The organism is Salinarimonas ramus, from assembly GCF_014645695.1.
Taxonomy (GTDB): Bacteria; Pseudomonadota; Alphaproteobacteria; order Rhizobiales; family Beijerinckiaceae; genus Salinarimonas; species Salinarimonas ramus.
Genome location: NZ_BMMF01000001.1, coordinates 210,062 through 235,598, shown reverse-complemented (window position 1 = coordinate 235,598; position 25,537 = coordinate 210,062). Strand labels below are relative to the sequence as shown.

19 protein-coding genes and 1 tRNA gene are annotated in these 25,537 nt (G+C 69.2%); 10 read left to right on the top strand and 10 right to left on the bottom strand.

What is annotated here, in order from left to right:
- Positions 1-209: 209 nt before the first annotated feature.
- The 8 genes from ilvC to IEX89_RS01105 all read left to right on the top strand — a co-directional run bounded on the left by ilvC (position 210) and on the right by IEX89_RS01105 (position 13,334).
- Positions 210-1,229 (top strand): ketol-acid reductoisomerase, encoded by a 1,020-nt coding sequence (gene ilvC / locus IEX89_RS01140; RefSeq protein WP_188908607.1) that lies wholly within the window; start codon positions 210-212, stop codon positions 1,227-1,229.
- 288 nt (positions 1,230-1,517) lie between these two features.
- Positions 1,518-8,207, top strand: a complete 6,690-nt coding sequence (locus IEX89_RS01135; protein ID WP_188908605.1) for a hypothetical protein — start codon at positions 1,518-1,520, stop codon at positions 8,205-8,207.
- Between the two features lie 97 nt (positions 8,208-8,304).
- Positions 8,305-8,985 (top strand): calcium-binding protein, encoded by a 681-nt coding sequence (locus IEX89_RS01130; RefSeq protein WP_244645045.1) that lies wholly within the window; start codon positions 8,305-8,307, stop codon positions 8,983-8,985.
- Positions 8,986-9,099: 114 nt separating this feature from the next.
- Positions 9,100-9,948 carry a pyridoxal kinase PdxY gene (gene pdxY, locus IEX89_RS01125; protein ID WP_188908603.1) on the top strand — a complete coding sequence of 283 codons (849 nt, stop codon included), beginning with the start codon at positions 9,100-9,102 and terminating at the stop codon, positions 9,946-9,948.
- Positions 9,949-10,030: 82 nt separating this feature from the next.
- On the top strand, positions 10,031-10,534 hold the full coding sequence (locus IEX89_RS01120; protein WP_188908601.1) for a VOC family protein: 504 nt from the start codon (positions 10,031-10,033) through the stop codon (positions 10,532-10,534).
- Between the two features lie 10 nt (positions 10,535-10,544).
- The gene (locus IEX89_RS01115; RefSeq protein ID WP_188908599.1) at positions 10,545-11,657 is read left to right on the top strand and encodes an endonuclease/exonuclease/phosphatase family protein; all 1,113 of its coding nucleotides are present in this window, start codon (positions 10,545-10,547) and stop codon (positions 11,655-11,657) included.
- A 52-nt stretch (positions 11,658-11,709) separates the two neighbouring features.
- The gene (locus IEX89_RS01110) at positions 11,710-12,618 is read left to right on the top strand and encodes a PhzF family phenazine biosynthesis protein (protein WP_188908598.1); all 909 of its coding nucleotides are present in this window, start codon (positions 11,710-11,712) and stop codon (positions 12,616-12,618) included.
- Positions 12,615-13,334 (top strand): NUDIX hydrolase, encoded by a 720-nt coding sequence (locus tag IEX89_RS01105; protein WP_188908596.1) that lies wholly within the window; start codon positions 12,615-12,617, stop codon positions 13,332-13,334. Before IEX89_RS01110 ends, IEX89_RS01105 begins: the two co-directional genes overlap by 4 nt.
- On the opposite strand, the gene IEX89_RS01100 is transcribed toward IEX89_RS01105, so the two are convergent.
- Positions 13,322-13,669, bottom strand: coding sequence for a hypothetical protein (locus tag IEX89_RS01100; RefSeq protein ID WP_188908594.1), 348 nt, complete (start codon positions 13,667-13,669; stop codon positions 13,322-13,324). The genes IEX89_RS01105 and IEX89_RS01100 overlap by 13 nt on opposite strands.
- A gap of 128 nt (positions 13,670-13,797) precedes the next feature.
- Positions 13,798-13,875: transfer RNA gene (locus IEX89_RS01095), tRNA-Pro, on the bottom strand.
- A 565-nt stretch (positions 13,876-14,440) separates the two neighbouring features.
- On the opposite strand from IEX89_RS01095, the gene IEX89_RS01090 reads away from it, so the two are divergent.
- Together IEX89_RS01090 and IEX89_RS01085 are read left to right on the top strand one after the other, a co-directional pair.
- Positions 14,441-14,905 (top strand): helix-turn-helix domain-containing protein, encoded by a 465-nt coding sequence (locus tag IEX89_RS01090; protein ID WP_188908592.1) that lies wholly within the window; start codon positions 14,441-14,443, stop codon positions 14,903-14,905.
- A gap of 260 nt (positions 14,906-15,165) precedes the next feature.
- A complete protein-coding gene (locus IEX89_RS01085) occupies positions 15,166-16,416 on the top strand; it encodes a lipopolysaccharide biosynthesis protein (protein ID WP_188908590.1) in 1,251 nt (416 codons plus the stop codon).
- Here the strand turns inward: IEX89_RS01085 and IEX89_RS01080 are convergent.
- From IEX89_RS01080 to IEX89_RS01045, 8 genes are all read right to left on the bottom strand, one after another.
- Positions 16,395-17,561, bottom strand: a complete 1,167-nt coding sequence (locus tag IEX89_RS01080; protein WP_188908588.1) for a glycosyltransferase — start codon at positions 17,559-17,561, stop codon at positions 16,395-16,397. The two genes, IEX89_RS01085 and IEX89_RS01080, sit on opposite strands and share 22 nt — an antisense overlap.
- Complete coding sequence (locus tag IEX89_RS01075; protein WP_188908586.1) at positions 17,558-18,832, bottom strand: O-antigen ligase family protein; 1,275 nt, start codon at positions 18,830-18,832, stop codon at positions 17,558-17,560. Before IEX89_RS01075 ends, IEX89_RS01080 begins: the two co-directional genes overlap by 4 nt.
- A complete protein-coding gene (locus IEX89_RS01070) occupies positions 18,829-20,367 on the bottom strand; it encodes an undecaprenyl-phosphate glucose phosphotransferase (protein WP_188908584.1) in 1,539 nt (512 codons plus the stop codon). The genes IEX89_RS01075 and IEX89_RS01070 overlap by 4 nt, the downstream gene beginning before the upstream one ends.
- Before the next feature lie 68 nt (positions 20,368-20,435).
- Entirely contained in the window at positions 20,436-21,611 is a 1,176-nt protein-coding gene (locus IEX89_RS01065) for a glycosyltransferase family 4 protein (RefSeq protein ID WP_188908582.1), read from the bottom strand.
- A 40-nt stretch (positions 21,612-21,651) separates the two neighbouring features.
- Positions 21,652-22,209, bottom strand: a complete 558-nt coding sequence (locus tag IEX89_RS01060; RefSeq protein WP_188908579.1) for a polysaccharide biosynthesis/export family protein — start codon at positions 22,207-22,209, stop codon at positions 21,652-21,654.
- Between the two features lie 99 nt (positions 22,210-22,308).
- Positions 22,309-23,778 (bottom strand): aldo/keto reductase, encoded by a 1,470-nt coding sequence (locus IEX89_RS01055; RefSeq protein WP_188908577.1) that lies wholly within the window; start codon positions 23,776-23,778, stop codon positions 22,309-22,311.
- Positions 23,779-23,817: 39 nt separating this feature from the next.
- Complete coding sequence (locus IEX89_RS01050) at positions 23,818-24,789, bottom strand: alpha/beta fold hydrolase (protein ID WP_188908575.1); 972 nt, start codon at positions 24,787-24,789, stop codon at positions 23,818-23,820.
- 4 nt (positions 24,790-24,793) lie between these two features.
- Complete coding sequence (locus IEX89_RS01045) at positions 24,794-25,537, bottom strand: pyrimidine 5'-nucleotidase (RefSeq protein ID WP_188908573.1); 744 nt, start codon at positions 25,535-25,537, stop codon at positions 24,794-24,796.

The window sequence follows — 25,537 nt, the reverse complement described above, 5'->3', positions numbered from 1 at the left end:
GCGCGTGGGCGGCCGATTTCGCGGGTGGGAAACGATTTCGCTCAGCCCGGCCTTGCGCGCGGCGACATCCCGGCTACAAGCGAGCCCGAGCGCGTAGCGATGTTGCGCGAGGCGGGCTGCTCGCGCAACGAACCGCAAGCGGGCGGGGCGAGCCCCGGCAGGACTGGAGACGAGGGGGCGCGCCCCCCGGCAAGAAGGGAAACGAGACCATGCGCGTCTATTACGATCGCGACGCCGACATCAACCTGATCAAGGGCAAGAAGGTCGCCGTCATCGGCTATGGCAGCCAGGGCCACGCCCATGCGCTGAACATGAAGGATTCCGGCGTCGGCGAGGTCGCGATCGGCCTGCGCGAGGGATCGCCCACCGCCAAGAAGGCCGAGGCCGCCGGCCTCAAGGTGATGAACGTCGCCGATGCCGCGCGCTGGGCCGACGTCGTCATGATGCTCACGCCCGACGAGCTGCAGGCGGACATCTACAAGGACCACCTCGAGGCGAACATGAAGGAGGGCGCCGCGCTCCTCTTCGCGCACGGGCTGAACGTCCACTTCAACCTGATCACGCCGCGCGCCGACCTCGACGTGCTCATGGTCGCGCCGAAGGGCCCGGGCCACACGGTGCGCTCCGAGTACCTGCGCGGCGGCGGCGTGCCGTGCTTGGTCGCCATCGCCCAGGACGCGACGGGCAACGCCCACGATCTCGGCCTCTCCTACGCCTCCGCCATCGGCGGCGGGCGCGCCGGCATCATCGAGACGACCTTCCGCGAGGAGTGCGAGACCGACCTGTTCGGCGAGCAGGTCGTGCTCTGCGGCGGCCTCGTCGAGCTGATCCGCGCGGGCTTCGAGACGCTGACCGAGGCGGGCTACTCGCCGGAGATGGCCTATTTCGAGTGCCTGCACGAGGTGAAGCTCATCGTCGACCTCATCTACGAGGGCGGCATCGCCAACATGAACTACTCGATCTCCAACACGGCGGAGTACGGCGAGTACGTCACCGGCCCGCGCATCATCACGCCCGAGACGAAGGCCGAGATGAAGCGCGTGCTCGACGACATCCAGTCGGGCAAGTTCACCCGCGACTGGATGCTCGAGAACAAGGTGGCGCAGACCTCCTTCAAGGCGACCCGCGCCCGCAACGCCGCGCACCCGATCGAGGAGGTCGGCGCGCGGCTGCGCGACATGATGCCGTGGATCAAGGAGAAGGCCCTCGTCGACAAGTCGAAGAACTGATCGACGGCACGGACCTTCGAAGCGGTCACCGGTCGCGTGAGCGACCCCGACGGGGCGAGAGGCGGGCGCACGAGCTGCGATCCGCGTCTCGCCCCGTTCTCGTTGCTCGGACGGTCTGGTGCGTGCCCTTTGTCGCTGGATGTGCTGGGCTCTACGATATGCGATGATACTCATGCATGACATATGTTTTGGAGTAATCCATAAGCCTTTTGTATACAATTTTCATTGACGTAATCATAAACCATGACATAGATGCATTCAGCATAATTCAAGCTGAGGGCATCGGCCATGGACTCCGTCAACACCAACATCTACGGCCCCTTCAACCAGAACGGCGTGGGCACCGCCGACGCGAGCGGCTTGGGCATCGATTCCGGACAGCCGGATTTCCAACTGGCGGGCGACATTCCTTGGTGGGAGTGGGCCCGCAATGCCGTCGTCGGCACGGGCGAGCTCATCGGTGCGCTCCTCGTCGGTACCGCGAGCTTCGGCTCCTACCTCGTGAACAAGGGCGCGGAGACCGTCACGACGACCTGGGCGGACATGGAGCGCGCGTTCGCCAGCGAGGAGTTCCGTACGCCGGAGGCGCAGAACGCTTTTGCGAGCCTCGTCCAGGAACAGATCCCGGGAGCGCAGGCGTTCTTCCGTCAGGACGGGACGCTCGAGGAGATCAGGGTCGACGGTCGGCAGATCTTCGGCCGTGACGCCCAGGGCAATTTCGGCGTCTCCGAGGATATCCAGCGCGAGATCAATCGGGCGCTGCCGTCCATCCCGGCGCCGACGACCCCCGCACCGCCGACGGTCAATTTCGACAACCCGATCGGCGATCCGAGCTACACCGGCAATCCGAACGGCACGATCTGGGATCCCGGTGCCGAGACGGCGCCCCCCGTCACCGAGACGCCGGTCGTCGAGGCGCCGGTCGTCGAGACGCCCGCGCCGGCGGACGGCCAGATCGCTCCTGTCGTCGTGGCGACCCAGGGCGAGGCGCAGAGGCGCGCCTTCGATTACAATCGGGCGAACCCGGACAAGGTCGCGCTCGTCGCCGTGGGTGCGGACGGCCAGTTCCGCGTGTACGAAGGTATCCCGGCAGAGGCCGCGTCCGCGTTCTTCGAGCGGTTCGTCCCCAGCACGCCGTCTCTGGTGACCGCCCTGCCTCTCGAATATGTCGGCTTGAGCGCCGAGGGCATCAACAGGCGCATCGTCGGCGATCCCGTCCCGACCACGCCCCAGCAGGACGTCACGTCGCTGCCCTCCGACCCGATCACCGTCGACTTCACCAATCCGATCGACGGCGGCTTCGAGCTCAATCCGCTCGGCGATATCTGGGATCCGAGCCAGCCGCTCTTCAACGTGGGCGGCCAGGGCGGCCTCAATCCCGGGCAGAATCCCGGGAACAACCTTCCGCCGGGGACCGTCCTCGGCCCGAGAGGGCAGCCGATTCCCGGAACCGGACAGCCGCCGGTCGGCACGGGGTCGGGCCAGACCGGCATGGGCAATACGCAGGCCGGGCAGGGCAACACTCAGGCCGGCCAGGGTTCGCAGGCGGCTTCGGGCACGGGCGGCCCCCCGCCCGATCCGGAAGAAGAGGAGCGCAGGCGTCGCGAGGAGTTCGATTCGCAGCTGAAGGACGACGTTACCAAAGCGCTGCAGAATCAGGGCTTCAAGGGGCAGAACCTTGCGGACAAGGTCGAGTTCTTCCGCAACGCCTTCGCCAAGCAATATCTGAACACGACGCAGATCGTCTCGCAGGCGGGGTCGGCGACACCTCCCGCGGCGACGTCGAACTGGGGAACGCCATTCCAGTGGGGTGCGGGCCTCATCGGCCTGGGCGGCGCAGCCGTCACGCTCGCGCCGGAATTCGTCGCGGAGCTCTACAATCGCGTGCAGGGCTGGCTCCCGGGCGGCGGCGAGCAGCAGCCCGACGCGACGACGGCTCCCCCGACCCAGGATCCGACCGGCGTCCAGACGACCGAGCTTCCCGGCGGCGTCGACATCCCGCTCGCCATTCCGCTGCCGACGCTCGATCAGCTGCTGACCGCCATGAATCCCGACGGCACGACGCGCCAGCTCGATCTTCTCTATGCCGACGACTACCAGCAAGCGCTCGCGAACGGAGTCGACCTGATCAAGACGTACGAGAACGAGATCCTCAACGTCGGCAACGAGGCGCTGGAGCGGACGCGCGGCATCGCGGATGCACAGTCGGTCCAGATCGCCCTGGACCAGATCCAGAACCTCGCCAACGGCGGTTCGAAGATGGGAGCGTCCATGATCATAACGCTGCATCCCACGGTCCAGGAGGTCGTGACGAACGTCCAGAATTCGCTCACGCAGCTGCGTCTGCTCGAGGGCCGCATCCCCGAAATGCTCGCCGACGAGCGCGAGGTGCGCCAGGCGCAGGTCAGCGAGGACATGTACGAATATACCCGCCCGTCCGACGATCTCCTGCAGGAGCAGGCGGCCGAGACGACGGATCTCTTCGCGAACCAGCCCGAGCTCGACCCGAACGCACCCGACTTCGACAGCTACATCGGCAATCTCGACGGTCAGCGCGAGGTGCTCACGGACCAGCTGGACGAGCTGAACCAGGAGCAGGCGCGGCTCAACCGCATCCTCGACGATTTCGGGCCCAACGCGCCGCCCGAGCAGCGCGACCCGCTGATCGCCGCGCTCAACGACATAACCGCGGCCATCGGCGAGAAGCAGACCCAGATCTCCAACATCGACAACCAGAAGCTCAACGCGACGACGTCGCAGCGCTCGAACGAGCTCAGCGAGCAGTCCGCGCAGCTCTCGCAGGACTCCTTCGACGTCTCGCAGTTCAACGATCTCGTGGCGGACGGCGAGCGCTCGATCGACGCCTACAACAACAACTACGCATCCGGCGGCACGCTCAGCTTCGAGGGCCTCGAGCGCCTGCGCCTGCCCTTCGGCGGCAACGGCTACTTCAACATCGACGCCGCCGCCCAGGCCAAGGCCGGAGCGGGCCTGGAGCAGGTGTCCCACCTCTCGCTGTTCGACCACTTCGTCAGCACGCAGGAGGACCTGAACTGGCTGCGGGCGGTTCTCGGTCCCGATGCGCGCACCATGAGCGACGAGCAGCTCCAGTCGGAGCTGGAGAACATCCGCAATCAGATCGCGCAGTCGGATGCGATGGCCGGCCGTACGGTCACCTTCACGCCCGACGAGGTGGGCCGGATCCTGCGGGGCGACATTCCGCAGACCTTCGAGAAGGACGCCACGCCGAAGTTCGGTGAGGACCTCCAGAGCGATCTCTCGATCGTCGATCCGGGCAGCACCTTCCTGGCCAATGCCGGTGCCGGCGATCTCGACGGCGTGCTGGCCCCGGGCGAGGAGGTGCCCGTCGACCAGCTCGTGATCGACGACAACACGACCTTCGGCACGATCGACGTGCCGTCGGACTGGCTGAACGTGCCGGACCCGGCCCTTCCGGGCTCAACGCTGCCGCCCGACATCGCGCAGCGCCTGTCCAATCCCGGCCTGACGAAGGCCGAGTTCGAGAGCCCGACCTACGACGTCTTCAAGCACTATCAAAAGTTGGGTGTTGCCGACCCGCAGGCGGTGACCGAGACGCTGCTCGGCGTTGAGATCAACGACCTCGTCGATCCTTTCGAGCGTACGCTGAGGGACATTCAGTCGAACCCGTTCGTGTCCGGCTTCCTCGACGGGCTGGGTGACGGGCCTGCGCGGCAGTTCTTCGAGGGCATGTTCGACAATGCGGACTTCACCAACGCCCTCAAGGATTTCGCCAACGGCGAGCCAGGTTCGGGCTTCGACGTCGGCAACCACATCTACCGTCTGCTGGAGGACAATCTGCCGGACGGCTTGAGCGATGTCGCCTCCTTCGCTCGCGACGCGTTCAACCTGAACGTCGCGGAGCAGCGTGGCCAGCTCACGGGTGCGAGCCTGCTCGACGCGAGCTTGAGCGCCCTCGCGGAGCAGCTCGGCGGCGAGGCCGGGAAGATCGTGAACACGATGAATGCCGTGTCGCAGTACCTGATCAAGCCGACGCCGGACGCCTTCGTGGTCGCTGCGAGCGCGGTCCTGGACGCGCTCGGCGCGTCCGACGAGGCGCAATTCGCGCTCGGCAGCCTGGCGACGGCCTTCGCGACCACGAAAGCGGCCGCGACCGCCGGCCTGAGCCTCGCCGTGGGCTCGTTGATGAAGATCATCGGCCTCGACGACGTGATCAACAACTTCTACATGGACGTGTTCAAGCCGATCCCGGACGAGTTCGCCATCGGCAAAGTTGATCTTCCGGGTGGTCGTAAGGAGGTGATGTTCAACCGCCACGAAGAGACACTGAAGATAGACGGTCAGCCTGTTAGCTCGGACTTCGTCCCGGATCTGGACAACTTCGCTATCGCTCACGACGTACCGGAGCTAGTGCTCTACAGCGTCGACACCGGCAAGATCATCGACGGCTACGATCGCGAGAAGAGGGAATCGACGTTCGACGTCGAGCGCAACTTCTCCGACATGCTCGTCATTACATCGGGATATATACCCGACGACATTCTCAAGTCCGAGATCGTCAAGAACGGACCGCAGGGCCTGATCCCCTACATCTACCTTCCCAAGGAGGACAAGAGGCTCATGGAGATCGTCGGGTCGGACGCGCTGCTCACTGGCCTCGCCTCCTCCCGGATCGATCCCGCCCAGACCACGGACGAGGAGTTCGCCGAGGGCGACTTGGACGGCTGGGTGGACGACGTGGCGGCGGTGTTCCTGAGCGGCCAGGTGAAGACGCCGTTCGGCGAGAACCCGCCGATCTTCGCCAATCCTACGACACCTGGAGGTGAGCCGGTCGAGATGCCTGTCGGCGGCTGGCCCTGGGAGGCCGTCGTGACAGGGCCGGCACTGGCGGAGGTGCGCAACTTCCTGCTCCAGCCGACGATGCTCGGCGACCTTCTCGATCCGCGCATCCCCCCGAAGTCGGATGACCAGCTGTTGTGGGAGTTCATCAACACGGATCGCACCGCCTTCTACGCCGTGGAGACCTTCTCGGCCCCGGAGGAGAGTGGCGGCACACCCTTCGCGGCATTGTTCAAGATGCACCCCGAGGCCGGCGTGACCATGGAGATCCAGTCGATCCCGCCTGCGGTGCCGGTGCCGGGCTTCCCGGGCGTGACCCAGAACGCGCCGGGAACAGGGCTCGAGCAAGTCGTCGCGCCGATCCAGTTCCCCAACGAGGCGGTGGCACGGGAGTTCGCACCCCTGATCCCGACGATCATGAACTGGATCGCGTCCGATCCGGCGCGGTTCGACCTTCTGAGCAAGCCTCAGGGCCTGCTGGAGGCGCATGCGCAGATGCTCACCCTGGCCGATACCGTCGATCCTGTAACGGGTGAGTCGGCCCTCTCCATCGGCTTCGATCCGCAGGCGTATCTCGAGGCCAACCCGGACGTCGCGGCCATGTACAACGGCAACACGTTCAGGGCCGTGGAGCATTACGTGAACTTCGGGCAGGCCGAGGGCCGGCCCATCGGCACGGGGACGATGACGAGCCGCGACGGCGCCTTCGAGGTCGACACGAAGACCTTCGGGCCGTCCGAGCCGGGCGGTGATGTGCGGGTCGAGGCCACCGTCGTCTCCGTGGCGCCCGACGGATCCCGCACCGTCGTGCAGGAGGCGACCATCGCCAACCAGCTGGAGCTCGACACGCTGCTTCTCCAGGCCGGTGTGATCGACCCGGCGACGATCGACCCCGAAGCCAATCCCTTGACCGCCGCTCTCGCGGAGGTCGTGGAGCTCGCTCCTGCGCGCCTGACGGAGGGCGATGACGTGTATCTGATGTCCGACGCTCGCGACGCGGTCTTCGGGCTCGGCGGCAACGACGCCATCACCGGAACCGACGCCGTGAACACGATCTACGGCAACCAGGGCGACGACAACCTCGTCGGCATGGGCGGTGCGGATGCGATCCTCGGCGGCCAGGGCAACGACGTCGTCTACGGCAATTCCGGCTTCGATCGACTCTTCGGCGACGACGGCAACGACACCATCTTCGGCGGCATCGGATACGACGAGCTGCTCGGCAACCTGGGCGACGACGTGCTCCATGGTGACGCGGGCAACGACTCGGTCCACGGCGGCCAGGGCGCCGACCAGGTCCATGGCGGTGACGGGTTCGACCAGGTCTTCGGCGATCTCGGCAACGACGTGGTGACGGGCGGGGCTGGTGACGACGACGTCTTCGGCGGCCAGGGCGACGACAACGTCCACGGCGGCCAGGGCAACGACATGGTCTACGGCGGCCAGGGCAATGACATGCTGTTCGGCGATGCCGGCGACGACGTCCTCTCGGGCGACAAGGGCGACGACGTGATCGACGGCGGCGAAGGCTTCGACGCGGCCCGGTTCTCCGGCGACCTGTCGCAGTACGACATCACCATCGAGGGCGACCAGATCCGCGTGACGCACAAGAACGGTGGTGCGGACGGATCGGATCTCGTGAGCGGGGTGGAGAGCTTCCAGTTCGGCAACGCGACCATCTCGGTCGAGAACCTGCGGGCCTACGCCATGAACGCGAGCGCGCCGACCTCCGATACGCTGGATGGTGACGCGGGCGCGAACACCGTCTCGGCCGGGCAGGGCGACGACGTCGTGCGTGCGGGCCAGGGTGACGACGTGGTCAACGGCGGACAGGGCATGGACACCCTGTTCGGCGGGCAGGGCAACGACATGCTCAACGGTGACCTCGGTGACGACACGCTGGTCGGCGATCGCGGCGACGACGTGATCGACGGCGGCGAGGGCATCGACATCGCCCAGTTCGGCCTCGACATCGCGCAGTACCGCATCCTCATCGAGGGCGATGCGATCCGCGTGACGCAGCGCGACGACGACGGGACCGGCGACGGCTCCGACCTCGTCTCCAACGTCGAGGCCTTCAACTTCGCCGGCACGATGTACTCCGCCGACGACCTGCGCGCCATGGCCGAGAACGCCTGACGCGACGACGCGACCCGGCGGGGCTGACCTGCGCCCCGCCGCCTGAAACGAGGTCGGTCGCCCGGCGGCCGGCGTTCAGCACACGAGAGAGACGAGCATGGAAATCGGATCGAGCAACCAGAATACGGGCGTCGTCCTGGAGACGACGCCGAGCGGGACGGACACGGGCTTCAGCCTGGACCTCGGCAACCCGGATGCCGCCAAGCTGGAGAAGGTCATGGGCGGCCCGCCGGTCATCCCGCCGGGCCTCGCGCTCGATGCGGGCGCGATGCCGGTCACCGGGACGAACGATACCGAGACCCTCACCGGCAGCGACGCCCCGCGCGAGCGCTTCTTCACCGGTGAGGGCGACGACACCGCCTACGGCATGGGCGGGTACGACATCATGTTCGGCCAGGGCGGCAACGATCTCATCTTCGGCAACCAGGGCGACGACTTCATCGACGGCGGCGTCGGCAACGACACGCTGTTCGGCGGCCAGGGCGACGACGAGGTGTCCGGTGGTGAGGGCGATGACGTCCTCTTCGGCGACCGCGGCGACGACATCTTGACCGGCGGTGCCGGCGACGACGTGATCATCGGCGGCGAAGGCAACGACACGGCCGTGTTCGAGGGGCCGATCGAGGCCTACATGATCAGCGTGAACGACGAGGGCGACGTGGTCGTGATCGGCAACGACGGGACCGACACGCTGACCGGTGTCGAGAACTTCGAGTTCGGTGGCGAGGTCTTCACGGTGGACCAGCTGCGCGAGCGCGGGACGTTCCAGACCTTCTGATCGCGCAGCTCGGGAGGGGCCGCACGAGCGGCCCCTTCCCTCCGCGCGATGAGCGACTGTCACCCCTCGTGCGATTTTGCTACAGGGGAGACGCGCGCGCCGTCGGAGGTTTCGATGAACATCCTCTCCATCCAGTCCCACGTCGCCTACGGCCATGTCGGCAATGCCTCGGCCGTGTTCCCGATGCAGCGGCTCGGCTGCGAGGTCTGGCCGATCCACACCGTGCAGTTCTCGAACCACACCGGCTACGGCGCCTGGAAGGGCCGCGTCTTCGACGGGCCGGCGATCGAGGAGCTGGTGGAGGGCATCGCCGAGCGCGGGGTGCTGCCGCGCTGCGACGGGGTGCTCTCGGGCTATATGGGCTCCTCGGACATCGGCACGGCGATCCTCGCCGCCGTGGCGCGGGTGCGCGCGGCGAACCCCGATGCGCTCTATTGCTGCGATCCGGTGATCGGCGACGTCGGCCGCGGCGTTTTCGTTCGCCCCGGTATCCCGGAATTCATGCGCGACCACGCGGTCCCCGCCGCGGACATCGTGACGCCCAACCAGTTCGAGCTCGATTTCCTCGCCGGTCGTGAGACGCGCACGCTCGACGAGGCGAAGGCGGCGGTCGCCGCCGTGCAGGCGCGCGGGCCGCGCGTCGTGCTCGTCACCTCGCTCCACGTGGCGGATACGCCCGCGGGCTCGATCGACATGCTGGCGGGGGAGGGCGGTCGCTTCTGGCGGCTGCGTACGCCCAAGCTCTCGGTCGACGTCAACGGCGCGGGGGACGCCATCGCGGCGCTCTTCTTCGTGCACCGCGCCCGCACCGGCTCCGCCGAGACGGCGCTCGCGGAGGCGGGCGCGTCGGTCTTCGGGCTCCTGAAGCGCACGCAGGACGACGGCTCGCGCGAGATCCTGACGGTGGCCGCGCAGGACGAGTTCGTCGCCCCCACGCGCCGCTTCCCCGTCGAGCCGGTCTGAGGTCGCAGCGCGGGTGCAGGTCGGAACCGAAGCGGTGCGCTCCCGTTGGCGCGGGACGTTCGAACCGCAACGGGAGCGTCCCATGACAACGACCCTCACGCGCCTGCACCACGTGGGCATGATCGTCAGCGACCTCGACGTCGCGATGGCCTTCTACGACAAGCTGCTCGGCAAGAGCCCCACGCAGCGCGGCACCATCACGCGCTCGGAGGGCTTCTCGCGCCAGATCCAGGCGGAGCACGGCGAGGCGCGGGTGGCCTTCTACGAGGTCTCCGGCGGCGTCGCCGTCGAGCTCATCGAGATGCGCACGCCCCAGGAGCCGAAGGTGCAGCCCCAAGCCTACGTACCGGGCTCCAAGCACGTCTGCTTCCTCGTCGACGACGTCGACGCCACCTACGAGACGATGAAGGGCGAGGGCTACGTCTTCCACGGCGACCCGTGCCATTTCGAGGACGAGACGCCGGACCTGAAGGGCCTGAAGTTCGCCTATTTCCGCGATCCCGACGGCAACATCGTCGAGATCATCGAGGACCCGAACAAGAAGGGGCTCCTCGCCAAGGCTGCGCAGACGGTGGGTCTCGGGTAGCATCGCGCGCATGCGCCTGCGGATCGCCACCTTCAACGTCGAGAACCTGGTCTCGCGTAACGCCTACGGCCCGAAGGCGCGGCCGCAGACGGGGCCGGCGCTCTCGCTCTTCGACTTCGCCGACCCCGAGATGCGCGATCACATCCAGGCGGCGATCGCGGTCGCGCTCGAGGACGACGAGCGCCTGGCGACCGCGCTCGCCATCGCGGAGACCCGCGCCGACATCCTGTGCCTGCAGGAGGTCGACGGGCTGGGCGTCCTCGCGCCCTTCCTCTCGAACTACGTGCATGCGCTCGGCGACATCCGCTACGGGCACATGCGCCTCGAGCCCGGCAACGACCCGCGGGGCATCGACGTCGCCTTCTGCGCGCGCAAGGACCTCGTCGACGACGAGGCGCGGATCCGCTCGCGCTCGTGGCGGGAGGCGACCTTCGCCGATCTCGGCGTCCACGACGACGATCTCGCCGCCATGGGTATCGCGGCCGAGTCGCGCGTGTTCAACCGGGACTGCCTCGAGGTCGACCTCGATCTCGGCGAGACGTCGCTGACGATCTTCATCTGTCACTTCAAGTCCACCGGCTACGGCCCGCGCAGCGGCTCGCCCGTCCTGCGGCGCGCCGAGGCGCGGGCGGTGCGTGCCATCGTCGAGCGCCGGTTCGGCGCGGGCTGGCGCGAGGCGTCGTGGATCGTCGCCGGCGACCTCAACGCGGCGACCTCGGCGATCCTGCCGGGGGGCGCGATCGTCGACGTCTCCGACAGCGGCCTCGAGCCGTTGCTCGACGACTTCGCGGTCGATCCCGCGCGGAGCCTGCCGCCGGGCGAGCGCTGGACCTATTTCCATCGCGAGACGGCGGAGGGGCGCGTCCTCGCCGAGCGGCACGTCCAGCTCGATCGCGTGCTCCTCTCGCCCGCGCTCGCGGCTGCGAACCCGGGCGCTCGGGTCGAGATCCTCCGGCGCGGGCTGCCCTACCGCGTGCCCCTCGATCCGGCTCATCCGGACCGCTCCATCGGCCACCTCGCCACCCGCGCCGACCGTTATCCGCGGATCGGCTGGGACCGGCCGCGGGCGAGCGATCATTGCCCGGTCGTGGTCGAGATCGATTTGCCTCCCGCACCCGCCTGATCCAAGAAGGGCGGATCGGACCACACTCCCTTCACGCAGCCAGAGGCCCCGCATGTCCCGCCGCTACGCCGTCCTCGACGTGTTCACCGACACAGCGCTGGAGGGCAACCCGCTCGCCGTCGTGCTCGACGCGCAGGGCCTCGATACCGAGGCGATGCAGCGCATCGCGCGCGAGTTCAATCTCTCGGAGACGGTGTTCCTGCTGCCGCCGGAGGATTCGCGGCATCGGGCACGGGTGCGCATCTTCACGCCGATGCTGGAGCTTCCCTTCGCCGGCCACCCGACGGTGGGCTCCGCGGTCCTGCTCGCGCTCAAGCACGGCTCGGGCGGCGCCGACGCGCAGGCCTTCGGGCTGGAAGAGACCGTCGGCATCGTGCCCTGCGTCGCCGAGCTCACGGGCGAGCGTTCCGGGCGCGCGCGCTTCCGGCTGCCCAAGCTCCCGACGCCGTTCGGCGAGGGCAAGAGCGCGGCCGATTGCGCCATGGCGCTCGGCCTCGATCCCGAGGACGTCGGTTTCGACCGCCACGCGCCGAGCCGGCATACGGCCGGCGTCCCCTACGATCTGGTGCCGGTTCGCTCTCCCGAGGCGCTCGCGCGGATCGCGCCGGGTCCGCACTTCGAGGCGGTGTTCAGCGACAGCACGCATCCGGCCGCCTACGTCTACACGCGCGTGCCTCAGGGAGAGGGGCTCGCCTTCCGCGCGCGCATGGTGGGGACCGGGCTCGGCGCCGGCGTGCGCGAAGACCCCGCGACGGGCTCCGCCGCCGCCGCCTTCGCCGGCGCGCTGATGGAGCACGAGCCCATGGGCGACGGCACGCACGACGTCCTCATCGAGCAGGGCGTCGAGATGGGCCGGCCGAGCGTCATCGCGCTCCAGCTCGTCATCGAGACGGGCGCGCTCGTCTCGGCCGAGATCGGCGGCGGCGCGGTCGTGGTCGCCCGCGGCGAGCTCTTCGCATGACCGGCGAGCCCCTCCTCGCCGAGGTGGCCCGGGTCGAGGCGCGCTACGACCCGCATTTCCGCTGGGACTGGCGCGCGGCGAACGAAGCGGCGATCGCGGCGCATTGGGAGCGGGCGTCGGCCGCGAAGCCGCGCCTGTTCAACGGCACGGTGCTGATGGCGCGCGCGCCCCGAATCGCTCGGGGGCTCTACGAGGCGACCTACTTCCCCGTGGATTACGCGACGCTCCTCGCCTTCAAGGCGCAGGGCTTTCCCGATCCGAGCGTCGTCAACGGCTTCGCTCTCGCGGCCCTGCGGGGGCGCGACGGAGCCTTCATCGTGGGCGAGATGGCGGGGCACACGGCGAACGGCGGGCGGCTCTACTTTCCCGGCGGCACGCCCGACATGGACGACGTGACGCCCGACGGCCGCGTCGATCTCGCCGGCTCGGCTCTGCGCGAGCTCGCGGAGGAAACCGGCATCCGGCCGGACGAGGTGGAGGCGACGGGCTGGACGATCGTGCGCATCGACGGCTATTGCGCGCTCCTCCGGCACGTCTGCGCGCGCGAGGACGCCGAGCCGCTCGCCGCGCGCATCCGCCGACATCTCGCCGAGGAGGCGGAGCCGGAGCTCGCGGCGGTGCACGTGGTGCGCCGGGCGGACGCGCTCGATCCGGCGCGGACGCCGCCCTTCATGCCGCTCTTCCTCGCGCGCGCGTTCGCGTCTCAGGCGGGATAGCCGTAGCGCGTCTTCACCGCCCGAAGAGCGGCCCGCGCGGCGGCGTCGTCGCCGGCACGGCAGGTGGCGGCCGGGCCCTCGAGGTCGCGCGTGGCGTCCCGATAGACGCTCGCTCCGACGAAGCCGGTCTCGTTGTCGCGATCGAGCAGATCGCGGAAGGCGCGGATCTCGCGCGCGCACGCGGAGGAGCCCGGCAGGGCGAGGCTCGCGGCTCGGGCCGAGGGGCCGCTCGCCTGCTCGGGTGCGCTCGTCTGCGTGCAGGCGCCCAGCGCCAGGGCCGCCAGCGCGACGAAGACGAGGGAGGGCAGGGTGCGGCTCGTGGAAGCGGACGTCACGGGGCGGCTCTCCGGGCTCGTTGCGGGCGAATCGTCGTGCCCTGGAGCCTAGCCGATCGCGCTCGCGCGCGCGATGAGCGGGCGAGCTGGTCGTCCCTCGATTTCTGAAGCCTGCGATTTCGAAAGAATGGTCGGAGCGGCGGGATTTGAACCCACGACCCCTTGTCCCCCAGACAAGTGCGCTAACCGGGCTGCGCTACGCTCCGACGTGGGGAGGGGATAACCCGTCGGGCCGGCGGACGCAAGCGCCGACTCGCATCGATCTCGATTTCCATCGATCACCGCCGTGCGCCGGCGGCGGGTCCAGCGCGGGTTGCGCGGTGATGCCTATGCGGAGGCGTGCCCGAAGCAGAAGATCGGGGCCGCGTGCGGCGTGACCACAATTCCCAATCCGAAGACTTGCGTGCGATGGTAGTATTAGATAGCGTCAATCGAACGATCCAGGCGCGATCTGCGCCCGCCGTAGGTGCAGAGAAGCAATTCAACTTTAACGTTTACTCGGAATGATTTCCCGAATAGCGCGCAAAATGAACCTCCGAGGGCTTTTTTGCTCGTTTTCGTTTGACACGCGAAGATTGCTACGACAGATACTGCGGAACACCGGTGCTCGGAACCGGTCCGCGCAGGCTCCACTCGGCAGCGAACGCGTTGGCTGGCTTTCGATGTCACATCTCTTTCGCCGGACACGCCGCGGCTGATCGGCCCGGCGTGGGACCGGGTGTCGCGAAGACGACGCAGAGCGGACGTTGCGGTGCAGATGGAGGGGCGAACATGTCGGATGGTGGCCGTAAGCGTTCTTCGACCAAGCAGACCGGAGAGCTGGACTACCAAATCGGTGCGCGTATGAAGAGCCGCCGCGCAGAGCTCTCGATGAATCAGCAGAGCCTGGCGCGTGAGATCGGCGTCTCCTACCAGCAGGTACAGAAATACGAGAACGGCACCGACCGCATCGGCGCGGTCCGTCTGTGGGCCGTCTCACGGGCGCTGAACTACCCGATCGGCAATTTCTTCGTCGGCGAAGACGGGCTGGAGGAGGCCGGCACGCCGTACGAGACCGACATCGAGGCGCGCCGCATCCTCTCCACCGAGGACGGTCGTGCGCTGGTCCAGGCCTTCATCGACATCGAGGACACGGGCGTGCGCCGCAAGCTGGTCGAGCTCGCGACGACGGTCGCCGCCGCCATCCATCGCCCCCCTCAGGTGCAGCGCCGCGTGCGCCGTATGCGCAAGGTTTGAGCGCGCGCTCGGGCAAAATGCGCTAACATATGCGAAGATTGCTGTTGCTCGGGATCGCGTGACGTCATAGAGTGCCACGTGCGCCTGTGGGGGCGTACATCGAGAGCACCTTGGGCCCGCCGGCATCCGCCGGCGGGCCCCCTTTTTCGATGCATACGATTTCACGCGGCGCGAATCGCCGCGCCGCAACGCTTTCTCAAGCGCGATCGGGTGAGATGCTCGCAGACCCGGCGCCGAGCGCCCTCCGTGCGAGCTGCCCCGTGATCCTGCGCACCTTCATTCCCGTCTACGGCGCCCAACTGGCGCGGCTGGTGATTCCCGTCCTCGTCCTGCCCATCGTCGCGCGGCGGCTCGAGGTGGACGCCTTCGCCGCCCTGATGAGCGCGCAGGCGCTCGCCTACCTCGTCATGCTCGCCCCCGAATACGGCTTCTCCAGCTACGGCGCCCGCGCCGTCGCCGAGGCGCGATCCGAGGCGGAGCGGGCGGGGCGGGCGACGCGGGAGATCGTCGCCGCGAAGCTCGTGCTCTGCCTGCCGGCGGCGCTCGCCGGCGCGCTCGCGGGCCTCTTCCTGCCGACGCTCCAGGGCGACGGCGCGCTCGTCGCGTTGACCGCAGCGCTCGGGTTGACGCTGGGCCTCGCCCCCGGCTGGTTCTTCCAGGGGATCGGACGTGCGCAGGTCTACGCCTTCCTCGAGATCGGTGCGCTCGCGGCCTTCCTCCTGCTCGTCTTCCTCGTGCCCTACGGCCCGCGTGACGCGGCGCTCGTCCTCGCCCTGCAGGCGGGGCCTCTCGCGATCGCCGTGCTCGTCGGGCATACGATGATGGCACGGCGCGTGGGTCTGGCGCGTCCCGCCTGGCGGGGAATTCGCGCGCATCTGACCGGTGGGGCGTCCCTCTTCGTCGCCAAGGCCGCGAGCGCGGCGCCGGGCCTCGGCCTCGTCTATCTCGCGGGCTTCCTCATGGCCCCCGCGCAGGTCGCGATCTACGCCGCCGCCGAGCGCGTGGTGATGGGCGCCGCGAACGCGCTCTGGCCCGTGATGCAGGTGGTCATGCCCGAGATCGCGAGCCGACGCATGCGCGATCCCGCCGGCGCCGCGCGAGTCTTCCGCCGTGGTGCCGCGGCGCTCACCGCGCTCGGCCTCGCGCTCGGTGGCTTCCTCTTCGTCTTCGCGGAGCCGATCGTGCACATCCTGTTCGGCGCGGATTACGCGGGCGCGGCGGACGTGCTGCGCATCGCTGCCTTCATCCTGCCGCTCATCGCCGTCAACAGCGCCTGCAACAACGGCGTTCTCGTCGTGTACGGGCGCGATCGGCAGATCATGGCGATCCAGCTCGCGAGCGCGGCGCTCGTCTTCGCCGGCGCGGCGCTGCTCGCCTCGGGAGGGGAGCCGACGCGGCTCGCCTGGGTGCGGCTCGGGGTGGAGATCGTCGCGGCGGCGGCGATGTTGGGCGCGAGCCTCCTCGCGGTCCGCGCCACCGCGGAGCCGGCCTATCCGCGCAGCGCCTCGTAGAGCGCGAGGTGGCCGCGCGCCGCCTCCTCCCACAGCGCCATCAGGTCCACCCCGATCGCCTCCTCGCGCGCAGCGTGCGCCGCGAGGAGCGCCTCCGCGAAGCGCTCGGCCGGCGCGTCGACGGGCACGAGCTTCGTCGCCGGGTTCTCGATCTTGCGCGCGAGGGCGGGGAAGGGCGCGAACTCGTCCGCGCGCTCCGGCAGCGTCGTCACCATCGGGCGCGCGATCTGAGCGAGGGCATGGAACGTGCCGCGCCGCACGCTCACGCCGTCCGTGTAGGGCAGCAGGAAGGCGTCGCAGGCGGCGAGCACGGTCATCAGCTCGGTCTCGTCGTCGATGCGCCCGCGGAAGTCGAGCGCCGAGCGAACGCCCAGCGCCTCCGCCTTGGCGAGGAAGGCGGGGCGATCCTCGGGCTTGTCGTGGAGGAAGTCGCCGCACACGACGAGCCGCGCGTCGAGATCCTTCGCACGGAGCGCGGCGAGCGTCTCCAGCAGGAGCTCGGGACGCTTGGAGGCGTAGAGCACGCCGAAGAAGCCGAAGGCGAAGGTGGGGCGCCCGTCGCCGTTCGCGAGGATGCGCGCACGCTGCGCCGCGATCGCGGCCTCGTCGCCCGGGCGTGCGAGGATGTTGGGGCCGATGGGGATCATCGCGGCCGCGTCGCGCTTGGCGTGCGAGACCACCGGTGAGCTCCGGAAGGCCGCGCGCTGCTGCTCGGACACGAAGACGAAGGCGTCCGTGGCGACGACATCGGGCAGGAGCGAGAGGTAGCGCAGCCGGTTGAGCGACATCCATTCGTGCAGGGTGACGACGATGCGCCCGCGCCGGGTCGCGAGGCGCGCGAGGAAGAGCGCGACGCCCGGCAGGAGCGAGTTGCCCCAGCCTTCGATCGGGAGCTGCGCGTGCACGGTCTCGCCCCGGCGCAGGCGCGAGACGATGGCGCGCAGGAAGGCGAGGGGACGCGTGGTCTCCACCGCCTCGATGCGCACGAGGCCGGGCGCGATCGCGTCGATCGCCTCCACGAGCCTCCGGGAATAGTCCATCACCCCGCAGGTGACGCGCGCGTCCGAGCCGAGGATCGTCACCGGTGCGATGGCCGGCGGGGCCGCGGCGGCGAGCGAGTGGGGAAGCGGTCGCATCTCGTTCATCGGGGCTGTCCTCGCACGAGACCCGCCGCCTCGAGCCGCGCCAGGGCGAAGAGCCCCCAGATCAGCCCGAGCAGCAGGTAGTAATGGCGCCAATGGTCGGTATCGATGAGGAAGCCCTGCAGCATCTGGACGAACAGCGTCGACCACACCGCAATGGCGACGGGCTGCAGGGAGGAGCGCATCGCCACCGTCGTGAAGCCGACGACGAGCGTCGCCGCCGTGAGCGCGAGATAGGCGATGCCGCCGAGCCAGCCGTAGGAGGCGAAGGCGTTGATGTAGACGTTGTGCGGGTCTTCCGGCCAGTGGTAGCGGAATTGCCGCGGCCCGTAGCCGTTGGGCTTCTCGAAGAGCGTGGGCAGCGAGCGGGCGTGATTGCCGAAGCGCCCCGTGGGCCCGACGTCGTAATACTGGTTGAGGCTCGCGCGCACCTCGAACATCTCGCGGATCGGCTCGATCGAGAGCGCGGCGCCCAGCGCGCCGACGCCGACGACGGGCGCCAGGGCGACGAGGCCGAGGATGCGCATGCGGATCTTCGGCGTCGCGGCGAAGAGGAAGGTGAGCGCCGTCATCATCAGGAGCGAGACGACCGCGTGCCCCCACGCGCCGCGGGAGAAGGACAGGAAGACGCCGCCCGTGAAGATGACCGTGAACAGGATCGCGTTGCGCCAGAATCGGCCCCGGCCCGTCAGGATGTCCTGAGCCAGCAGCACGAGGGGGAAGATCACGAAGGTGCCGAGCACGTTCGGATCCTTGAAGGTGCCCGAGGCGCGGTCGTTGACGGTGAAGAGGGCGCCGAGCCCCGCGATGTCGAAATAGCCGACCATGCCCGCGACGCTCGCCGTCGCGGCGCCCCAGGTCAGCCCGCCGCGCAGGGCGGCGACGCGGGCGGCGCCGTCGTCGAGGACCATGGAGGCGAACAGGATGCTCGTCGCCATCAGGTAGATCGAGACGGCGATGAACATCACCGAATCGCCGTCATGCAGGAACGGCGCGAGGCTGAAGACGCCGCCGATGTTGAACAGCGCCAGGAAGACGACCATCGGCAGGCTGGAGCGATGCAGCCGCAGGCCGCCGATGCCGAGCACGACGAGGACGAGGAAGAAGCCGAGCTCCCAGGGCGAGGGCTCGACGAAGGCGAAGCCGCCGCCGTAGCCCATGAGCCACAGCGCCCCGTGCTCCACGCGTGCGGAGAACCGGCGGCGGACGGGTGCCGCGACGGTCGGCCCGCGCGTCGACGTGGGGGCCGGGCCGATGGTCGGGGCGAGGCTCAATACGCGTTCTCGTTCTTGGAGAGCAGCGACACCGGCGTCATGGCCAGGATTTGGAGATCGAAGAACACCGACCAGTGCTCGATGTAGTAGAGGTCGTGCTCGACGCGCCGCTGGATCTTCTCCTGCGTGTCGGTCTCGCCGCGCCAGCCGTTGATCTGCGCCCAGCCGGTGATGCCGGGCTTGACCTTGTGCCGGGCGAAATAGCCGTCGACGACCTGGTCGTAGAGCCTGTCCGCGGCCTTGGCGTGGAGCGCGTGCGGGCGCGGGCCGACGAGGGAGAGGTTGCCGAAGAAGACCACGTTGAAGAGCTGCGGCAGCTCGTCGATGGAGGTCTTGCGGATGATCCGTCCCACCCGCGTCACGCGCGGGTCGTCCTTGGTGACGAGCTTCGCCGCGGTCGCGTCCGACATGTCGGTGTACATCGAGCGGAACTTGAAGACCTCGATCAGCTCGTTGTTGAAGCCGTAGCGCTTCTGCTTGAAGAAGACCGGCCCCTTCGAATCGAGCTTCACGGCGATGGCGGTGGCCAGCAGCACGGGCGAAAGCATGACGAGGAGGAGCGTGCCGACGACCTTGTCGAACATCCACTTGAGCACGAGGTCCCAATCCGCGATCGGCCGATCGAAGACGTCGAGGACGGGGACGGAGCCGATGTAGGAATAGGAGCGCGGGCGCAGCCTGAGCTTCGAGGTGTGCGCGGCGAGGCGGATGTCGATGGGCAGCACCCAGAGCTTGGAGAGCATCTGCAGGATGCGCTCCTCCGCCGAGATCGGCACCGTGAAGATGACGAGATCGAGCTGCGTACGCCGGGCGAAGTCGACGAGGTCGTCGACGCGCCCGAGCTTCGGATAGCCCGCCACCACGTCCGCCGAGCGCTCGTCGGAGCGGTCGTCGAAGACGCCGACGATCTTCACGCCGGTGTCGGGCTGGGCGTCGAGCGCCTTGATCATGCTCTCGGCCGACGGCCCGCCGCCGACGATGGCGGTGCGCCGGTCGAAGCGCCCCGCGCGCGTCATGGCGGTGAACACCATGGCGATGCCGATGCGCGCGATCGTCAGGCAGGCGAGACCCGCCGCGAACCAGCTCACGAGCCACACGCGCGAGAAGGCCTCGCCGACCTTCAGGAGGAAGACGGCGGCGAGCGCGAGGAGGAAGACGACGGTCCAGCCGAGCGCGAGCTTCGTGCCGACGCGGAAAAAGGCACGGAAGGCGCCGATCGAGTAGACGCCTAGCGCCTGAAAGGTGACGAGGGCGAGCACGCCGATGGAGGCGAGCGCGATCCAGTAGTGGAAGGAAACGACGCCGCCGAGATAGACCGAATGCGCCACGAGCCCGCTCGCGACGACGATGAAGGCCTCGAGCGCGCGCACCACGCCCACGAGGACGACGGGCGAGAGGCTTCGGGAGACGGGCAGCGTCGCCGCGCTCTCCGCGAGCGGCGTGCCGGCGAGGCGCGGCGCGCGTACGCCCGCCCCGCTCTCCGCCGCGGCGCCCGCCGCCGCCGCCATCAGGTCGCGAATGTTCAGGCCGCTCATGATCTTCGATCTCGGGTCGTGGTGCTTGCGAATGTTCTCGATTGTAAAGCGTGGACGTGAGGGAAGACTTAAGCCGGGCGCACTTCCGCGTTGGCGAAGGGGGCGCTCGCCCCGAGCCCGAGAGCGTCGACGTAGGCGGAGAGGACGCCGTCGGCCATCTTGTCGAGGGCGAAGCGCGCCCGCACGTGCTCGGTGAGCGCGAGCGCGGAGGCGCGCCGGCTCTCCTCGCCCTCGTCGAGCTTCGCGGCGATGGCCTCGGCGAGCCGGTCCGCGTCGTCGGGCGGGATCAGCGTCTCGTGGAAGGGCCCGAAGATTTCCGGGATGCCGCCCACGTCCGTGGACACGAGGGGCTGGCAGGCGGCGGCGGCCTCGAGCACCACGTAGGGCAGCGATTCCGCCCGAGACGGCACCACCATCACCCGCGCGCGCCCCAGCGCCTCGCGGATCGGGCGGGGATCCTCGAAAACGACCGAGCCGTCGAGCCCGAGCGTCGCGACGCGCGCTGCCAGCTGCTCGCGATCGGGGCCGGAGCCCACGGCCAGAAGGGTGAGCGTGCGGCCCTGGTTTCGCAGACGCGCGAGCGCGTCGAGCAGCGTGTCGATGCCCTTCGCCGCGCGCAGCTCGCCGATGTAGAGCAGGTCGAAGGTCGCCTTCGCCGTGCAGACGGGCTCGAATTCGGTGTCCGAGATGCCGTTGTAGATGACGCGGATCTTCTCCTGCGAGCCGCCGACATAGGTCTCGAACCGGCCGGCGATGAAGGCGCTCTCGAAGGTGAAGATCTCGGTGCGGTGCGCCAGCAGCCCCTCGACCGCCATGTAGGCGCGGTGGGTCATGGAGCCGGGGCGATAGTTGAAGCTGCCGCCGTGGGGCGTGTAGAGCCGCGCGACGCGGCTGCCCGACGGCAGCGGCACGAGGCGGGCGAAGGCGCCGCCCTTGGCGCCGTGAGCGTGGAGGATGTTGGCGTCGGTGGCGCGGCGCACCTTCGCCAGCGCACGCAGCGCCGAGAGGTCGCCGAAGCCCGGATTGCGCGCGATGGGCACGCGGTGCAGGCCGAGCGGCAGGCGCGGGGCCAGCTCGGCGAGAGCGGCCTCGGTCACGGCGTTGCCGGTGGTGGAATCGCAGAAGATCCCGACGTCGTAGCCGCGGGCCAGCTGGGCGCGGGTGAGGTCGAGCACGTGCCGGAACAGGCCCCCGAGGGGCGCGCGGAAGACGTGCAGGATGCGCAGGTGGGGATTCTTGTTCATGTCGCCTCCGAGCCGACCGGCGCGGGGGCGGGGACTTCGCTCAGAGCCAGCGCTCCGCGACGACGATCGTGTCTCCCGGCCGGACCGGAAAAGTCATTGGCACGGCTTCCGTTACGATTGCGTCACCGATCGTGCGGCTGATCTCGGCATTCGTCCTGTCGGCGCGGGGCGTGAAGCCGCCCGCGATGGCCACCGCGGTCTGGACCGTGAGCTGATCGACGTAAGGGAATTGCCCCGGGCTCGCGACCTCTCCCAGGATGAAGAAGGGGCGGTAGGTGTCCACCTCGACGGCGACCTGCGGATCGCGCAGGAAGCCCTGCCGGAGCCGCTCGGCGACGCGGGCCTCGACGATGCGGGTCGTAGCGCCCGCCACGGGCACGGCGCCGATCAGCGGCATGGCGATCGTGCCGCCGGGCTCCACCGTGTAGAGGTTCGAGAGGTCGTCCTGCCCGAAGACGATGACGCGCAGCCGGTCTCCGGCGGCGAGGCGGTATTCGCCCTCCATGCCGGCTTCCAGATAGGTCGGCCGCGCGGTGACGCAGCCCGCGAGCAGCGGCGCGCCGAGGATGAGAGCGAGAGCGTTTCGGCGGTGAATCATGCGTGGCAGCCGTCCGTTGTCCGGACGAAGGATTATCCGTGCATGGTTAACCGACCGTCACCGCCGGCTTTTTCGGCACGGGCGCGCGCCGCCGGCGCCTCAGCCGACGATCGCCTCCGCCTCGATCTCGACGCGGTAATCGCCGACGAGCGCCCCGACCGCGAGGAGCGTGTTCGCCGGTCGCACGTCCGCGAAGACGCGCCCGTGTACGCGGGAGACGGGCTCCCATTCGGACACGTCGGCGAGGTAGACGCGGGTGCGCACCACGTCCTCCATGCGCCCGCCCAGCGCCTCCACGGAGGCGCGGATCTTGTCGAGGATGTAGACCGCCTGGCCTGCCGGATCGCCGGGGCAGACGACCTCGCCGGCGCCGTGGGTCGCCGTCGTGCCGGAGACCAGGATGCGCTCGCCGATCCGCATGGCGCGTGCATAGCCGGCTATGTCTTCCCAGACGCTGCCCGTATCGATCCGCAGGCGGTCCGGTCGGCCGGGGACGGGCGAGGGCTGGTAGACCGGGGGGAGGGCGTCGAGGTGATGGCTGAGGTCGCCCGACGCCGTCAGGAAGGGCGGCTTGCGGTACTCGTCCCCGCAATCGCCGGGCACGCGCCCGGTGCGGGCGAAGGCGTCCTCAAGCCGCGCGTGGTCCTCGGCGTCGAGAGAGAAGCCGAAGAGCCGCATCGTGTCGGCGCGGTGCTCGCGCTCGGTCAGGCGCGCGCCGACGATGATGGCGGCGACCATCTCCTGCTCCAGCACCCAGCGCGTCGCGACGTTCGCCACCGACACGCCGTGCTTGTCGGCGATCGCCTTCGCGGCGGAGAGGATGGTCTGCAGCGCGCTCCAGCCGCCGATCGCATCGATGAAGCGCTTGTACTTCGACTTCGACCAATCGGGGATCTCGGCCGCCGTCGGCTCGGGCCGGCCGACCCAGCGGTCCGTGAGGAAGCCGCCGCACAGCGTCCCGTAGGCGAGGAGCCGCGTGCCGCTCTCCCGGCAAAAGGCGGAGAGGTCCTCGCGGGCGCGCCGGTCGACGAGGGAGAAGGAGACCTGGTTCGTCGCCACGGGCACGCCCATGCCGACGAGGACGCGCAGGTGGTCGGTGTCGAAGTTCGTGACGCCCAGCGCCCGGACGAGGCCCTCCTCCTTCATGACGGCCATCTCGCGCATGGCGTCGAGATAGCCGGGATGGGCGAAGCTCCACCAGTGGAACTGCATCAGGTCCACGGTCTCGACGCCGAGCCGCTCCATCGAGCGGCCGACGCCGGCGCGAACGACCTCGCGGGTCATCGGCCCGGGCTCGGGGCACCACTTGGTGAAGCAGGCCGCCCCGGGGCCGGCGTGGCGCTTCAGGAAGCTGCCTGCGATCTCTTCGGCCGAGCCGTAATGGTCCGCCATGTCGAAGGCGTCGAAGCCGGCTTCGGCATAGTCCGCCATGGCCCGCGCCGCCGCCTCGCGATCGAGCAGGCCGCCGTCGCGCTCCTGGTCGGCCACCTGCCAGAGGCCCGTGACGACGCGGGAGATCTCGAGCCCGTCGGCGAGGGCGATGCGGGGCGGGCGGTGGGCGTCGGACATGGAAAAGCGCTCTCGCTGAGGGGGCGGACGAGCCTCACCTTAGGAAAGCCGCCCCGTCGTCGCCAGCATGACGATGGCGCTCATCCACGCATTCCGGATGTCGTCGCGCTCCAGGAAGAGGCAGTGCTGCGCGCGCTCGAAACGCATGACGCGGGCCTCCGGCATGTCGCGCGCGACGACGTCGTGCAGGGCCGGATCGGTGAAGGCGTCCTGGCGGGCGGAGCCGATCAGCACAGGCACGCGGATGCCGGCGAGCCGCGACGGCTCCACGACATGCCGGGCCGAGCGGATGAAGCTCTGCCCGAAGCCCCAGGTCGGGCCGCCGACGCGGATCGCGGGATTGATCTGCGTCCAGCGCTCCAGGATCGCGGCGCGCTCGGCGTCCGAGGAGAGGCGTGGGCGCAGGCGCGCACGGCGCTTTCGGCCCGCCTCCCATGGGCCGGCTCCCAGCGCGTAGCGCTCGCCGAAGCCGAGCGCGTTCACGAGGTCGACGACGATCCGGGTCGGGCCAGGGGGCAGCGGGCTGTCGACGCCCACCGCATAGGCCGGCGCGGAGAGCGCCGCCGCATCGACGAGGCCGGGCGCGTCCTCCAGGAAGCGGGTCGCGAGGTGCCCTCCCATGGAGTGGCCGACCAGCGTCAGCGGGCGCGGCGTCTCGGCCGGCAGGACGATCGTCTCCATGAAGGTGCGCAGGTCCGCGACATGCGCCTCGAACCCGCGCGCGTGCGCCTTCTCGGGATCGTCGAGGTAGCGTCCCGAGCCGCCCTGGCCGGGCCAGTCCATGGCGAAGACCGCAATGCCGGCTTCGAGCAGCTCGCGCATCGTCTCGTGATAGGCCTCGATGAACTCGGTGAAGCCCGGCAAGAGAACGACGGTGGCCCACGGCGCGACGGGCGCGACCTGCGCGTGGCGGATCGCGATCCCGTCGGGCCCATCGAACGTCCCGAAGACCAGCCCGTCCGGCGCCGTGAAGCGCGGCTCGAGGTCGGGCGGGATGGCGACGTCGATCATCGGCTCAGGCGGGCGTGCGCTCGACGAGGAAGCCGGCGAGGTCGTCGGTGATGTAGTCGACGTGCGGCTCGGCCACCGCCTCCTGCTCGAAGCTCTCGCGATAGGGATCGGGCGTGCGCGGCACGACGAGCGTCGTCGTCATGCCCAGATCGTGGGGCGCGCGCAAGTTCTTGGCGATGTCCTCGAACATGGCCGAGCGGGCGGGGTCCACGGCGTGGCGCTTCAGGAAGATGTCGTAGGCCTCGCGGTTGGGCTTGGGCGTGAAGTCCGCGTCGGCGAGGTCGAACACGTCCTCGAAATGGTCGAGGATGCCGAGCTTGCCGGCCACCGCCTCCGCATGCCGGCGCGAGCCGTTGGTGAGGATGAGCTTTCGCCCCGGCAGCCGCTCGATGGCGGCGCCGAGCACCGGGTTGAGCTCGATGTGCCGGTGGTCGATGTCGTGGACGAAGTCCATGAAGGCGTAGGGGTCGATCGCGTGCTCGGTCATCAGTGCGCGCAGCGTGGTGCCGTATTTCAGGTAGTAGTGCTTCTGCAGTGCCCGGGCGGACATGCCGTCGATGCCGAACATGTTCGCGACGTAGAGCGTGATCCGCTCGTCGATCTGCGGCCAGACCTTCGCCTCGTGCGAATAGAGCGTGTTGTCGAGATCGAAGATCCAGGTTTCGACATGCGCGAAGCCGCGCGCGTCTGGCGCGACGAAATGATGGCGGCCGGTCGCTGCGGGAGCGGGGGTTGCGATGTGCTTCAT